Genomic DNA, 14,186 nt, shown 5'->3' on the forward strand with positions numbered 1-14,186 from the left:
GCCTTTCTGCCCGGCGTGATTATGGGCCTGATCCTCATCGTGTCCTGGCCGTAGAATTAATGGCGAAGGCTTTGAACCCCCTGGAGGTGGTGTAAAAGGTCCGCCCGTGTCTGTTCGCAACTGATAGACAATCTGTTTCCTATCTTTAACCTTTAGCGGGGTCTTCGCTTTTGCTTGGAAAGAGGTTTTTTTGGCTCGCTCCAGTGCGAGTCATGTCCACTATGGAAAGTTAAAAAAGGAGGGCCATATGAGCCGCCGAGTTGATATACCTCCGCCTGCTTCTCCCACGGCTTCGGGAATCGTGCCGGCTGGCTGGTGGCACGAAGAAGACGGAAAACTTGTCTGTGACCTGTGTCCGCGGTCGTGCCGCCTGGGCGAAGGGCAGCGGGGCTTCTGTTTTATACGGCAGAATTTAGGCGGCCAAATGGTGCTCACCAGCTATGGCCGAAGTACGGGATTTTGCATTGATCCCATCGAGAAAAAGCCTCTCAACCATTTTTATCCGGGCACGGCCGTTTTGTCGTTCGGCACGGCTGGGTGCAATCTCGGCTGTAAGTTCTGTCAAAACTGGTCAATTTCCAAGTCCCGAGAGATCGAACGGCTGAGCGAAGTGGCGTCTCCCCAGGCAATCGCCCGCGCGGCCAAAGCGCTCGGTTGCAAGAGCGTTGCGTACACCTACAACGATCCGGTCATTTTTGCCGAGTATGCTGTCGACACAGCCAAAGCCTGTCACGCACTGGGGATCAAGAATGTCGCCGTGACCGCAGGATATATCTCCGAAGTGGCCTGGGATTACTTCTTTGAACACATGGACGCCGCCAACGTGGACCTGAAAGGGTTCTCCGAAGACTTTTACCACCGTCTCTGTGCGGGCCATCTGCAACCGGTACTGGATACGCTTAAGTATCTAGTTCACAAGACGCAGGTTTGGGTGGAAATTACCAATCTTATTATTCCTTCCGAAAATGATGACCCGGGCGAAATTCGCGCGATGTGCGAATGGATTCTCAAGGAATTGGGACCGGATGTCCCGCTTCATTTCACGGCATTTCACCCTGATTTTCGTCTGATGGATCACCCGCCCACGCCTGTTGACACGCTCATCCGTGCTTACGACATAGCCCGCGAAGTTGGCTTGCACTATGTTTATACAGGGAACGTCCTTGACATAGCCCGGCAAAGCACCTACTGCCCAAAATGCGGGAATGTGGTTATAGAACGCCAGGGCTACTGGATCGGAAGGTATGCTCTTAAAGGGTCAAATTGCGGCTACTGCGGTGCCCCCATCGCCGGCCGGTTTGATCCCCAGGGTCCGCGCGAACAGTGGGGCGCCCGGCGTCAGCCCGTCCGGATTGCCAACTTCGCATGATCGGCGACGTATGTCTTCGCCAGTAATTGAGGTGCGAAAGCTCCTGGAGAGCAGGGAGTTATTGCCCAGTCAAGCCAACTGAGAGCCACGTTACGGGCGGCATGCCCGGCGTGCTTGCCATAAGGGAGTCGGAGAAAATCTATGGAAACCTATCGACAAGACGATTTGTCGTCCCAACAGCCCGATTCGCAGCATCCGGAAGTGCAGCCGAGCGGTGTGTCGGTTCCTAAAAAGCCAGAACTTTCCGAGGAGCAAAAGGATCTCATCCTCAAGGCGGTAGCCCGACGTGTCGCGGAAGCTGTGATCGGCGGCCCTCAATCACGGCTGAAAGAAAGACTGGGCGACGCGGGCGAAGTCCCGGTGTGGGGAGCCTTTGTGACTCTCAAGGGCCCCGGTGGTAGCCTTCGTGCTTGCTGCGGGCAGGTGGGAGATGCGTCCCCTCTCGGTAGCGCGCTCAACGCTGCAGCGGACCGAGCCGCGCGATGGGACCTACGGTTTCCAGCCATCCAGCGAGGGGAAATCGCGGAGCTCACCCTGGAGGTGTGGATTTTGTGGAATTGTCAGCTCGTAACGGCGGAAGGAGAATCTCGCGTCGAGGCGGTGCAAATTGGTCGCCATGGTCTCCAGGTGATTCGTGGAAAGCACCGCGGTCTGTTGCTTCCAGGCGTTGCAGTGGAACACCACCTGGACGCGCGTCAATTCCTCGAGCATGTCTGCCGCAAAGCGGGATTGCCGGCGAACGCCTGGTTGGACTCGGCCACGCAGCTGTTTACTTTTGAAGGTTACTCGCTGGAGGCCCCCATGGCGTCCCTGCTGCCGCCGGACCTGCGGGAGCTGGCCAACGGAAACCTGGCGATGGGCGATGTTGTTCGTCTCGCCGCGTTGGCTCACCATAACCTTTTAGCCATGTTCCAAGGGGCAACGCCGAACTTTTACACGTCGGCCGCCTACGATGGACCGGTTCAAGGAGTTGTGCTTACCATCAAACAAGCCAACGATGGAGGAGCGGCGGAGCGCGTGATGGAAGCGAGCAGGGTCTTCCCGCGCGGTGAACTCCCACTTCAGGCCACACTGATGGATCTCCTTCAAACAATTGTGGCCGGGTTTCGGGGCCAGCAACTCGATCCGCGATTCGTCAGTTCTTTACGAATTGGCCTGACGATCTTGGTGGAGCCTCACCACATTGGAACCGCCGTGGATTGTGCTCTAGATGGGGTCGATCCGCGTTTTCATGCGCTGTGCCTGGTTCAGGATGATCGCTGGGCTGCGCGGTATGACCCCTCTCAAAACTCCGCCGAGCTGTTTGAAGCCGTGATGAAACGCCTCAAATCGTCGCGGCCTTCTCACACCCAGGTGTATCGATTGACGGCGCTCTCGACGGAAGACTCGGTGGAGGCGTCCAATGTGAGCCGCCCCGTGGCGGGGCCTTCGGTTCGCCCCGCTGCCGTGGCCGGTCAGTTTTATCCCGGTACAGCCAACGGTGTGGACGAGTTTCTCAATGAGATGCTTCCGCAGAATGTGGACCGTGAAAAATGGGCCGCTGCTTTAGTTCCCCATGCCGGCTGGCGATACTCCGGAAAACTTGCGGCAGAAGTTTGGGCACGGCTGCGAGTGCCCCCGCAGGTGATCATTTTTGGTCCCAAGCATCACGCGATTGGATGCGATTGGGCTGTGACTCCTCATCGCACATGGGCGTTACCCGGACTTAGTCTGCATGCTGACCCCGAGCTGGCGGAGGCTTTAGCTAAGGCCGTTCCCTTGATGGAACTGGATGCCGCTGCCCACGCCATGGAACATTGCATCGAAGTGCAGTTGCCCATTGTGGCCCGGGTGGCCTCCGCAAGCCGAGTGGTGGGCGTGGTCATGCATGGAGCCGATTATGACCTCCTTCAAAAAGCGGCCGCCGAGTTCGCAAACTTCCTTGCCACATTGGACCCAATTCCTCTGCTGGTGATTTCCTCCGATATGAATCACTACGCCGACGAGCAGACAACACGGCGGCTCGACCGGCTGGCCCTCGATGCCCTCGAGGCGCGTGACCCGCTGCGATTGTGGAAAACCGTCCGGGAGAATCGCATCAGTATGTGCGGCCTCGTTCCTGCAGTGTTTGTCCTGGAAACTCTCCGTCAGATGGGGCGTCTCAACGAATGCAAGGTTGTCGGCTACACCACAAGTGGCGAGGTGTCGGGACGTCAGGATCGCGTGGTCGGATACGCGGGAGCTCTGTTCCGGTGATGCATCAGAAGATACTGCCCGACGCCATGCAGAGTTGAATTGTCAGGCTTTCCGTGGGGTGCTACACTAGACCGCAGGGGTTTGTGGGCAACGGATGGCATTCGACCACGGCTGGAACCGATGATAACAACAGGAAAATTGTCTTTTCGGAATGGTTAGAATCGTCTTCGATGAGTAACACTATGCGTGATTGGGAGCCAGCGAATCCAGGGATATCACCATAATGATGCCGTCTGCGCCCCAGCCATCCCCGAATCCGCGTTCGTCTGGAGGACCTGAGGGCAAAGAACAATTTCAAAACTCGCCCGTGCCCCCATCAGGTTCATTCCCCGACCAGGCTCGCCGCATTGTCCCGCAACCTTCCTCGGGAAGTGCACCGGGCAGTCCAAACGTTACCCCTGGCGCTGCTTCTCCCGCCCGACCTGTGCCGATTCCGGTGACTCCCCCGGGCGTTCCAGGAGGCCACCCTGGCGTGGTTACACCCCAGACCCCAATCCTTGGTCGCGCCACTTATCCCCGGGCTGCTCCCGGGCGTTTGGCTGCGCCGGGAGGAAGCGCGCAATCACCGGAGCAGGAGGACGGCGAGAAAGAGGATCTAGGCGACACACTGGTATATTACGCGCAACCCTGGCTCATCAGCGCCATCGTACATATGATTCTTTTGATCATCCTGGCGCTGATCGTTATTCCGCAATTTTTCCATCGGGAAGTGGATCTCACGGCAGAGATTTACGCCGAGAAACTCGGCGATCAGCTTGAATTCGATTCCCCGTTTGCTGGAAACGACCCGGAAAAAGTGGAGGAGCCACTTCTCACCCCGCCCGATCTCAACCGGGTGGAGAATCCCTTCGCCGCACCGCCTCCTGCCGAAATAATCCCGGAAGGTGTCACTTCCACAAGCGACCTCCAAGCGACCGTCATTGGTTATGCCCTGAAGGGACGAGATGAAGGTGCGAAAGAAGCCCTCTTAGCGGCGTATGGTGGTACGGCGACGACCGAAGCGGCCGTGGCCCTTGGGCTGGCGTGGCTGGCACGACAGCAGCGTAAGGACGGTTCGTGGAGCCTCGTGGGTCCGTATACCAACGGAGCCCAGGACGACAATCCAGAGGCCGCCACGGCGATGGCTCTCCTCGCGTTTCAGGGCGCCGGCATCACGCACAAACGGGGCAAGTTCCGGGAAAACGTGGCCCGAGGCTGGGATTGGCTCCTTCAACAGCAGGACGCCGACGGAAACTTCTTCCACGAGGGAGCGTTTAACCATCGGTTTTATACGCAGGGCCAATGTACTATTGCCCTCTGTGAAATTTATGGGATGACGCGCGATGACCGATTTCGGGAGCCAGCGCTCCGCGCGGTCGATTACCTCATTCGCTCCCAAAGCTCGGAAGGTGGCTGGCGGTATAGTCCCAATGCAGATAGTGACGTCTCTGTCACCGGCTGGATCGTGATGGCTCTCCAAAGCGCCAGGATGGCAGGCCTGAACGTGCCGGCCGATGTCTTCCACAAAGTGACGCGGTTTCTCGATCGGATCGCCCTCGAAGGCGGAAGCAAATATCCCTATCAAAAAGGACGCGAGGCTACTCTCGCGATGACGGCCGAGGCTTTGCTCATGCGACAGTTTTTGGGATGGTCACGCGATGACGACCGGCTTATCAAGGGGGTGAGCTGGATCACCGAACCTGCCAATTTGATCAATTTCGAAAGAGACCGAGACGTTTACTACTGGTACTACGCGACCCAGGTTTGTCATCACATGGAGGGCGATTACTGGAAAAAATGGAATTCGGTTATGCGGCAGCTTCTTCCGGAAAACCAGGTAAAAACGGGGCGCGAGGCTGGCAGTTGGGACCCCATCAAACCCTCTCGTGATGCCTGGGCCAATGAAGGCGGGCGTCTCTACGTGACGTGCCTCTCGATCTACTGCCTGGAAGTGTACTACCGCCATCTTCCGCTCTATTCGTCCGGTGCTCTGCGGTTGATTTCGAGCACCTCTCCCGCACCGCCGGCGGAAGCGACGTCGCACCCGGCCGCGATCAACCAGTAAAATGATGCTGTCATCTGCCGGCTTCGGCGTTTTGCAAAGCTCTTTGCCTGAGAAGATTTTCTACCCGAAGATAAATACGCCCTGCCGAATCCAAACTCAGAAGATGGAGAGTGCCCGCAATGGTCAACACCATTATCATCTTCGGAGCATCAGGAGATTTGACCCGGCGAAAGCTCATCCCAGCGCTGTATGAACTCCATCGAAAAAAACGCCTGCCGGGCACGCTCCTTATCGTGGGCATGGCCCGGACGGAATATTCACACGACCAGTGGAGAGAGACGCTCAAAGAAGCGTGCCTGGCGCAGGTGGGAAAACGTTTCGACCCAAGCTTGTGGGAAGAGTTCGCCAAAAACATCTATTACCATCCTGGGGATGTCAGTCGCGCGGAGTGTTTTCCGGAACTTGACAAATTCCTCTCCGAGCTGGAAAACCACCAACCATCGACGCGGATCTATTATCTGGCGCTGGCACCAGAATTTTACGAATGCACGGTATCCCATCTCGGAGCCGCGGGAATGGCGGTCGAATCCTCAGGACCGCGGCGAATCGTGGTGGAAAAACCGTTCGGACGCGATCGTGAATCGGCACGGCAGCTAAACGCCAAGATCCATGAAGTATTCGCCGAACATCAGATTTACCGCATTGACCACTACCTTGGAAAAGAGACTGTCGCCAACGTTCTTGTCTTACGATTCGCCAATACCATCTTTGAACCTATCTGGAACCGAAATTATGTGGATCACGTTCAGATCACCGCCGCGGAGGATTTGCCGATAGGTCGGCGGGCAAGTTTTTATGAGTCGGCTGGAATTCTCCGCGATATGTTCCAGAACCATCTTCTCCAGCTCCTCACGCTCACGGCGATGGAACCGCCTAGCCGGGTCAACGCGGACGACATCCGCGATGAAAAAGTCAAGGTGCTGCGAGCGGTCCGTCCCTTCACGCCTGCCGATGTGGCGGCGAATACGGTCCGCGGCCAGTACCGCAAGTACCGCGACGAGCCAAACGTACCGCCCAACAGTCAGACAGCGACATTTGGAGTGGTTAAACTGTACGTGGACAACTGGCGATGGCAAGGCGTGCCGTTTTATCTCCGCTCCGGAAAAGCGATGTCTTGCCGAACCACGCAGATTGTGATCCAGTTCCGTGAACCTCCCCACATGATGTTCGAGGAAGGCCCTAAACATATTCACGAGGCCAACCGTCTGGTGCTTCAAATCCAGCCCGCGGAGGGGATCCAGATCCATTTTCAGACCAAAGTGCCGGATGCGGGAATGAAAATGCGTCTGACCGATCTGGATTTCAACTTCCGAGAGAAGTTTGCGGGCGAGATGCCGGAGGCGTACGAGCGATTGCTCCTCGATGTGATGATTGGCGATCCGAGCCTCTTTGCCCGCGCAGATGAGGTCGAACTAGCCTGGGGAATCATCGACCCCATCCAACGGGTGTGGGACGCTGGCGGGCCTCCTCAACTGGAGCTGTACGAAGCGGGTGGATGGGGCCCCCCTTACTCAGAAGAATGGATGCAGCGGCAAGGACGCCGATGGTTCAATGTATGCCCGGTGTTAGAGTAGATGACATGCACAAAATAAATAGCCGCACACTCCGCCGGAGAGGGCAGTGCAGCTTCCGCGGCCACAGGTTGCGGTAATGTAAGCAATCTGCGCAAGAAAGAACATCCAAAAGCCTCTGTCTTCACTGGCACACTTCAAGATCTCCATCCTGGAAGCTCCACTCCTTTCACATTCTCGCGTTGCGGCGTCCTGGAAAGATGGGTAGAATTGCGGAGCTTGGCGGGCCATTTTCTGGACCGAGTCCCAGCAGGATCCCGGTCTAGTCCTGGTGGGTCCCTGGCCTTGTTCGACCTTGCCAATGTGGAAGGATTCCCAACATGGGCACGGATGCAGCGCTGAGCAAACACTCAGAATTTGAACAACTCCGCTTTGCTCGGGAGGTCGTCAGCACGATCGGCCGGGCGGTCATTCAAGCGGCGAGTTGCCTCGGCCCCTCTTTTTGTAAGGCTATTGCTCTCATATATTCCTGCCCCGGCAGCGTGATTGTCACGGGTATCGGGAAGGCGGGGCTTATCGGGCAGAAAATCTCCGCCACGCTGGCATCCACGGGCACGCCCAGCCACTTTCTTCATCCGGCCGAGGCTGTCCATGGTGATCTGGGAAGAATACGCCAGGGAGACGTGGCCATTGTGCTCTCCTGGAGCGGAGAAACCGAAGAAATTGTTCGGTTGCTTCCGTTTTTCCGGGAAATAGATGTTCCCATTATCGCGATCACCAGCCGAGCGGAAAGTCGGCTGGGTCGCGCAGCGGCTGCTGTGATCGCACTCGGAAGCATGTGCGAAGCCGGCCATTTACAACTCGCACCAACCACCACGACGGCTGCCATGCTTGCAGTGGGAGATGCGATTGCTCTGACGCTTTCGTACCTGCGCGGGTTTCGACCGGAAGATTTTGCTCGGTTTCATCCGGGCGGAAGCCTTGGCCGTAAACTCGGAAAAGTCGAAGACCAGATGCGGCCTCTTTCCCAATGTCGGTTGGCTTCCGAACGACACACCATTCGCCAGATCATTGTGGAAACACGCCTTCCCGGCCGCCGCACGGGAGCCATTATGCTCCTCAATGATAACGGGCGATTGACCGGCATTTTTACCGACAGCGACCTTGCAAAACTTCTGGAAAGTCGTCGCGAGTCCGTTCTCGACGAACCCGTTTCCGAGCACATGACTCGATCTCCGATAACCGTGCTGGTGGGGACGCCGCTTCGGGAAGCCGTGGTGCTGCTTGCCCAGAAAAAAATCAGCGAACTCCCGGTTGTTGATGAGGAGAACCGGCCCTGCGGTCTGCTCGATATCACCGATGTGATCGGCCTGTTTCCCGAGGCTTCCGCCGTCGATGCCGAGTTCGTCTTGGATGACGAACCCGCAGAACATGCGCGACCGGGCAACTCCTCCACGGAGTCGACCAACCGTACGACTGATGCACCACCGACGATCATCCCTCTCGACCGCTCAAAGAGGAGCAGGGCCAATCAAGCAGACTGACAATCCCGGGCTTTGCCGTTTTTGATAAAACTGACGAAACCTGAAACACGCACCTGAAATCGTAACGAGGCCGATGATGCCGCCCCATCACTCAACAGATACCGTCCCCGACCTGCCCGACGATCTTCGCCAGCGTTGCTTACGTATTCGCGCGATCATTTCTGATGTGGACGGGGTTTTGACAAACGGCCAACTCTGGCTGAGTGAGCACGGTTATGAACTGAAAGCTTTTCACGTCCGCGATGGAATGGGATGCCATGTGTGGAAAAAAGCGGGATACCGCTTGGGCCTGCTCAGTAAGCGACGGTCAGTTGTCGTAGAACAGCGTGCCCGGGAAATGGAGGTCGATCAATTGATTCAGGGGGTCGGACCGAAGTGGCCAGCGGTGGAGAACGTCCTTAATGCGTGGGGGTTATCCCCTCACGAAGTCTGCTATCTGGGCGATGATTTGCCCGACATTGCCGTGATGGAAAGGGTGGGACTGGGTGTAGCCGTAGCGGATGCCGCTTCAGATGTGCGTGCTGCGGCGCATTATGTGACGGCCACTCCAGGGGGCGGCGGAGCCCTCCGCGAGGTGATCGAAATGATCCTTCGAACGCAGGGCCTCTGGGATATGCTCCTCGAGGGTTACCTCGGTGAAGAACGTGGTCTCGGCCAATCGGGCAAGAATGCCGGCCTTCCCGTTTCAGCTTCACACATCCGTTAAAAATGTTGAGGCACCGCTGGGCACAGATCATTGTGAGCCTTTTGGTGACGGCCGCGGCCTACCAGCTCTATGCCGTACTGGCGGTACCTCTTATCGAGCCCGAACCGAATCTTCATGAGACTTCCCCGCGCAGTGTGGACTTTCCAGCCGATCAGCGGCTTCAGCAACGCTTGGAGGCACTTTCGGCATTCTTTCCCGGTCGAAGTCAGCTCATCAAAAATGCCAAAATGCTAGAAATCGACCAAACGACCGTGCTTTTCCAGGACTACTGGAATCTCGGCGAGGGACGCGTGCTGGTTCGGCCCTGCCTCCTGGTCTTTGATTCGCGCACATCAGGGTCTCATAAATGGCCGTCAAATCTTCCGGAAATACTCATCCTCGAAGCTCTCGACGGCGCAATTTTCCAGTTTGATCGCCCCCTCGATCTGCGTACCGCCCGAATCGGCCGGTTCATCGCTGGTCAACTGCTGGGTAATGTTGTTGTACGGGGCGAAAACCCTACCGTGAATAATCCGGATTTCCGGCTCACAACTCGCGACATTACAGTTACAGAACATCGCGTTTGGACGAATCATCCCCTGGAACTTTCCTGGGGAAAACATCGCGCCCGGGGCGCTGGAATGGAAATCGTCTTCCGAGGAAGGACGCCATTTTCGCGGGGAGGGTCACAGCAGGAACCGCTCAATGTCGATCGGTTTCTGCTCCGCCATGTGGATCGCCTTCACATCGATCTGGAGACCCTCAGGCCTCCCGACAAATGGCAGCCGACCACGTCACCTGACTCTTTGTCCCCATCATCGCGAGATGAATCGCTCGACATTTCGTGTCAGGGGCCCCTGCTCTTCGTCCCGGCTCAGAAAACGATCACCCTGGAAGACCGCGTGGAAGTTGCACGGACCCGAAACGGCCAGACCGTCATGCAGCTCCGCTGCCAACAGCTCGTGGTGACTTTCCAGGATAAACAAGCACCCAACAGCACAAACGATTCACCTACAGTGGCTCAAGCGTCCCGTGATCCTGCGAATGCTAAGAAATCGGTTCCGGGATCGTCGAAATGGCAGGTCCACCTCGTCCGGGCCGTCGGCCAACCAGTGCGCATTGTGTTTCCAACCTGGAATGGCGAATTGCAAGGAGATGACCTTCGCTACGACGCCACTTCGGGTGCTATGTCTCTGGATGGTTCCAATGGCGTACACGGAAAAAGGGGGAAAGATCAGTTCTCGGCTCGGGGGGTGCAATGCCAACTGAGCCCAATGGGGGACATTCAGATGCTGGCAGCCGTGGGGCCCGGGAAAGCTGAGTTCACTCCCACCAACTCTTCGCAGGAATGGATATTGACGTGGGGCCGCAGCCTGACTTTGACCAACCAGTCGAACGAGCGCATCGCCGCTCTGCAGGGCGGAGTTCACATTGAAGCCGCCAGTTTGGGGACCCTCGAGGCCCAGGAAGTCTGGTGTTGGGCGGATGCCGGTCCACACGCAGCCGATTTTGCCACGCTTCGCGTTCGTCGGTTCGTGGCGGAATCGGGTGTCGAGCTTAGGTCGTCCCAGTTTGTCGCTCAAACTGACCGCCTGGAAGCCTGGATCAAGTGGGAGGAGGCCTCATCAGCAGAAGCTTTTCGGTCGTCGAACGTTATTTCCGCTCCACCGGTTGAAAAAACTTCCGGGAAAGACAACGATTCGGCTTTTCCAAGGAACCCAGGCCAGATTGTCCTGCGCGCCAATCTGTTGCGAATGGAGTTCGCAGCTTATGCAGGCCAGGCAGCGGAATTGACAGCCCTTTCCGCGGACGGTAGCGTCGTTGCCGATGAACGTCCCCAACAACCGGACCTTCACCCCTTACAACTCCGCGGCGACCACCTCGAGGTTACTCACCCCACGCGTCCTACCACGATTTTTTCACTCACTGGAAATCCTGCCTACGTGGCAGGGCGAGGTTTGGCCTTGACAGGATACCAGATTTTCCTCGACCGCGGCCGTAATCTTCTCTCTGTCGCCGGGGTGGGTCGTCTCGATATTGAGAAATCTGCTGCGGGAACTGTTCCCGTTTCTATTCAGGACCGCGTTGCCATTCAGTGGAACCAGGGCATGGACTTCGCCGGTCGAACGATTTCTTTCCAAGGAGGAGTTCAGCTCACTTCCGGGCCCCGGCGTCTGCAAGCCAATGCGCTGGGAATTGAACTGGAACAGCCAGTCATCCTTTCCAGTCTCTCCAGTTTCGAAAGACACCAGGTGCGGTTGGTTCGGGCCATCGGGAATGTGTTTGTGGAGAATCTCGAGCTTGCTCCATCAGGCGACCTCGTTGCCCGGGATATGTTGCGGGTCAGCGAAATCAGCGTGGATTTCCTCAGCGGCCGGATCTCCGCACCTGGACCAGGACGATTTGGAACAGTCCGCCAGGCGGCTAGTCTCGCCGGTATTTTCCAGACCGGTGGCACGCCACCATCCGTCGAGCAGCAGCCGCTTGACCCGGGGCAGCAGAATAACTCACAGCAAAATTCGTCCCCTGGCGCGAACCCCAATCACCAAACCAACTCTTCCCCCGTAACCACACCGGATCAACGGCTGGTCATGCTGGACATCAGTTTCCACCAGCGATTGGAGGGAAATATTCACCAGCGACAAGTAGGTTGTTACGGCCGGGTCAAAGCCCGATATGGCGGGGTGGCCACCTGGTCCGCAGAGAGCCTTCCCGACGATCCTGCCCTCCTTGGTCCGGAGGGAATGGTCCTCAATTGTCAGGAGCTCACAGCGTTTCAAATTGTGACGCCGGGGGAGCAACGCCCCCATCTTGAGCTTCTCGCTTTGGGAAACGTTACTCTGGAGGCCCAATTTCATACGGCTCGGGCAAGGCGTCTGTCTCTGGATGAATCGAAAACGCTCCTAGTTCTAGAAGGCGACGGCGATGTTCCCGCAGAGCTTTACCGGCAAGAATTTCGGGGTGGCCCTGTTCAGAAGACAACAGCCCGGCGAATTTACTTCTGGTATTCCACCAAAACAGTCAAAGTGGACGACGCCAAATCCCTGGAGATCAGCCGCTCGCCGGCTGTTCCCCTGGGTGGTTGAATGGTCCACGGTGCAGCCCTTCTTTCATGATCGGAGGGAGTATCCCTCACCACCGTGGAGATTGTCGATCCCCAATCGTATTCTGGACAATTTGCCCCTTACCGGTCAGCGACCGAGTGCCCACGAGCATGCCTTAAACTCAGCAGCGCTGCCGCAGAATCGAGTTGAGTTCGGCGCTCGAAACGATTGTGACACCGGCCTCCCGAAGCTGCTTCAACGAACGCTCCACATCACCCGGCATCAATTCCACACCCCGGCAGGCGTCTTCAACGAGAAACGTCTGATAGCCCAACTCGACCCCATCCAAACAGGTCCACTTCACGCAGTAATCGGTCGCCAACCCCACCACAAAAATGCGTGTGACACCGTGTTCCTGAAGGTATTCATGGAGCCCGGTGGCCCGCTGCCGTGCGTTGTCGTAAAAACCACTGTAACTGTCGATAGCCGGATCCGTGCCTTTGCGAAACACTGCTTGGAAAAGCTGCGTGTTAAGTCCGGGATGAAATTTGGCTCCCGGAGTTTCCTGAACACAATGCACGGGCCACAAGATTTGTGGCACTCCGTTGATTTCCACAACCTCCCCTGGCTGCTTGCCGGGGTGATTGGCCGCGAAACTGCAGTGTTCGGCTGGATGCCAGTCCTGGGTGGCCACCACCAGCCGGAAAAGTGGCATCACCCGATTGATAACAGGGACTACTTCGTCGCCCCGCGGTACAGGCAGCGCACCTCCCGGGCAAAAGTCGTTCTGCACATCCACCACGATCAGGGCGTCCATGGACGAAACTCTTCTCTCCAAATCTCCTGTACTTCCTTACTTTCCTCATTGGGCTCAGTAAAGGATATGCCCTGGGTGCATCCCAGCGGTTCGACCACGATGTTACGTTTCATATTTGCGTTTTAAACAGCGATGGTCAACTCACCGGAGACTGCCTGCCGGCGGGTTGGTGCCGAGTATTGCTCACGTACCGGCGAATACTTCAGGCGCAAAACCGGTGCGCGATAGCTTCTCGTACACCGCTGGACAGAATCGAAACAGCGTGCTCACCCGACCGTGACTCGGTGTCTTGACGGAGTTCGAAGTGGGCCCTTCCGCCTCCTCAACGAGCCCAGCTTTCAGCAGAAAATTTCGGAGTTTTCTTGCTGAAATAGAACAGCCCAGGATGCTCTCATAGACGCACTGAAGGTCCTCGATCGTGAAAGTATCCGGAAACAATTCCCGCCCGAACGGTCGGGTACGAATCTCACGTCGAAAGTTTTCCGTCACCTCTTCCACAATTTGATTATGATCGAAGGCCATCGGCGGAAGGGCCGAAAGGCTGAACCACTCGGCTTTCGCGGCGTCATCCCCACCCTGAGGTGACTGGGCCGACTTCCAGACGACAGCGCGATAGACAATCGAAATGGTACGCCCCCGTGGGTCTCGACCCGGTGTACCGTAAACTCCGGCAACCTCCAGCGCTGCACACCGAATGCCTGTTTCCTCTTCTAGTTCACGCGCCGCTGCTACCTCCAAAGGCTCGTCAATATCCACAAACCCGCCGGGCAACGCCCACATCCCTGCAAACGGTGGTCGCCCCCGCTGGATAAGAAGAACCTCTGGTGATGCCTGAGAGCCGCTGGAGCTGATTGTAGGGAGTCCAAAAATCACGCAATCCACGCACACCGCGGGGCGGGGATATTCATACGTGTAGCTCATCGAATGAATCGCTCCC

Annotated in this window: 9 protein-coding genes; 7 read left to right on the forward strand and 2 right to left on the reverse strand. The window is 57.1% G+C overall.

The annotated features are described in order from the left end of the window. The first annotated feature begins 247 nt into the window (after positions 1-247). The 7 genes from amrS to ABJK56_RS04830 all read left to right on the forward strand — a co-directional run bounded on the left by amrS (position 248) and on the right by ABJK56_RS04830 (position 12,474). Complete coding sequence (gene amrS / locus ABJK56_RS04800; protein WP_347243527.1) at positions 248-1,369, forward strand: AmmeMemoRadiSam system radical SAM enzyme; 1,122 nt, start codon at positions 248-250, stop codon at positions 1,367-1,369. Positions 1,370-1,510: 141 nt separating this feature from the next. Continuing rightward, positions 1,511-3,604 carry an AmmeMemoRadiSam system protein B gene (gene amrB / locus ABJK56_RS04805; protein ID WP_347243528.1) on the forward strand — a complete coding sequence of 698 codons (2,094 nt, stop codon included), beginning with the start codon at positions 1,511-1,513 and terminating at the stop codon, positions 3,602-3,604. Between the two features lie 472 nt (positions 3,605-4,076). Beyond that, entirely contained in the window at positions 4,077-5,648 is a 1,572-nt protein-coding gene (locus ABJK56_RS04810) for a prenyltransferase/squalene oxidase repeat-containing protein (RefSeq protein ID WP_347243529.1), read from the forward strand. Between the two features lie 119 nt (positions 5,649-5,767). Continuing rightward, on the forward strand, positions 5,768-7,222 hold the full coding sequence (zwf, locus tag ABJK56_RS04815; RefSeq protein ID WP_347243530.1) for a glucose-6-phosphate dehydrogenase: 1,455 nt from the start codon (positions 5,768-5,770) through the stop codon (positions 7,220-7,222). A 317-nt stretch (positions 7,223-7,539) separates the two neighbouring features. Next, positions 7,540-8,703, forward strand: a complete 1,164-nt coding sequence (locus ABJK56_RS04820; RefSeq protein ID WP_347243531.1) for a KpsF/GutQ family sugar-phosphate isomerase — start codon at positions 7,540-7,542, stop codon at positions 8,701-8,703. A 76-nt stretch (positions 8,704-8,779) separates the two neighbouring features. Beyond that, positions 8,780-9,409 (forward strand): HAD hydrolase family protein, encoded by a 630-nt coding sequence (locus tag ABJK56_RS04825; RefSeq protein ID WP_347243532.1) that lies wholly within the window; start codon positions 8,780-8,782, stop codon positions 9,407-9,409. A gap of 2 nt (positions 9,410-9,411) precedes the next feature. Beyond that, on the forward strand, positions 9,412-12,474 hold the full coding sequence (locus ABJK56_RS04830; protein ID WP_347243533.1) for a hypothetical protein: 3,063 nt from the start codon (positions 9,412-9,414) through the stop codon (positions 12,472-12,474). A gap of 139 nt (positions 12,475-12,613) precedes the next feature. Here the strand turns inward: ABJK56_RS04830 and pncA are convergent, their stop codons facing one another. Both pncA and ABJK56_RS04840 read right to left on the reverse strand, forming a co-directional pair. Beyond that, positions 12,614-13,249, reverse strand: coding sequence for a bifunctional nicotinamidase/pyrazinamidase (pncA, locus tag ABJK56_RS04835; RefSeq protein ID WP_347243534.1), 636 nt, complete (start codon positions 13,247-13,249; stop codon positions 12,614-12,616). Between the two features lie 183 nt (positions 13,250-13,432). After that, positions 13,433-14,170, reverse strand: a complete 738-nt coding sequence (locus tag ABJK56_RS04840; RefSeq protein ID WP_347243535.1) for an NUDIX domain-containing protein — start codon at positions 14,168-14,170, stop codon at positions 13,433-13,435. Positions 14,171-14,186: the final 16 nt, after the last annotated feature.

The sequence above is a fragment of the Thermogutta sp. genome (assembly GCF_039793925.1).
Classification (GTDB): Bacteria; Planctomycetota; Planctomycetia; order Pirellulales; family Thermoguttaceae; genus Thermogutta.

What these genes read in the sequence shown, in the direction of transcription:
- ABJK56_RS04840 (WP_347243535.1), bottom strand. Translation starts at nt 14,170, where the DNA reads ATGAGCTACACGTATGAATATCCCCGCCCCGCGGTGTGCGTGGATTGC.
- ABJK56_RS04830 (WP_347243533.1), top strand. Translation starts at nt 9,412, where the DNA reads ATGTTGAGGCACCGCTGGGCACAGATCATTGTGAGCCTTTTGGTGACG.
- amrB (WP_347243528.1), top strand. Translation starts at nt 1,511, where the DNA reads ATGGAAACCTATCGACAAGACGATTTGTCGTCCCAACAGCCCGATTCG.
- zwf (WP_347243530.1), top strand. Translation starts at nt 5,768, where the DNA reads ATGGTCAACACCATTATCATCTTCGGAGCATCAGGAGATTTGACCCGG.
- ABJK56_RS04820 (WP_347243531.1), top strand. Translation starts at nt 7,540, where the DNA reads ATGGGCACGGATGCAGCGCTGAGCAAACACTCAGAATTTGAACAACTC.
- amrS (WP_347243527.1), top strand. Translation starts at nt 248, where the DNA reads ATGAGCCGCCGAGTTGATATACCTCCGCCTGCTTCTCCCACGGCTTCG.
- pncA (WP_347243534.1), bottom strand. Translation starts at nt 13,249, where the DNA reads ATGGACGCCCTGATCGTGGTGGATGTGCAGAACGACTTTTGCCCGGGA.
- ABJK56_RS04825 (WP_347243532.1), top strand. Translation starts at nt 8,780, where the DNA reads ATGCCGCCCCATCACTCAACAGATACCGTCCCCGACCTGCCCGACGAT.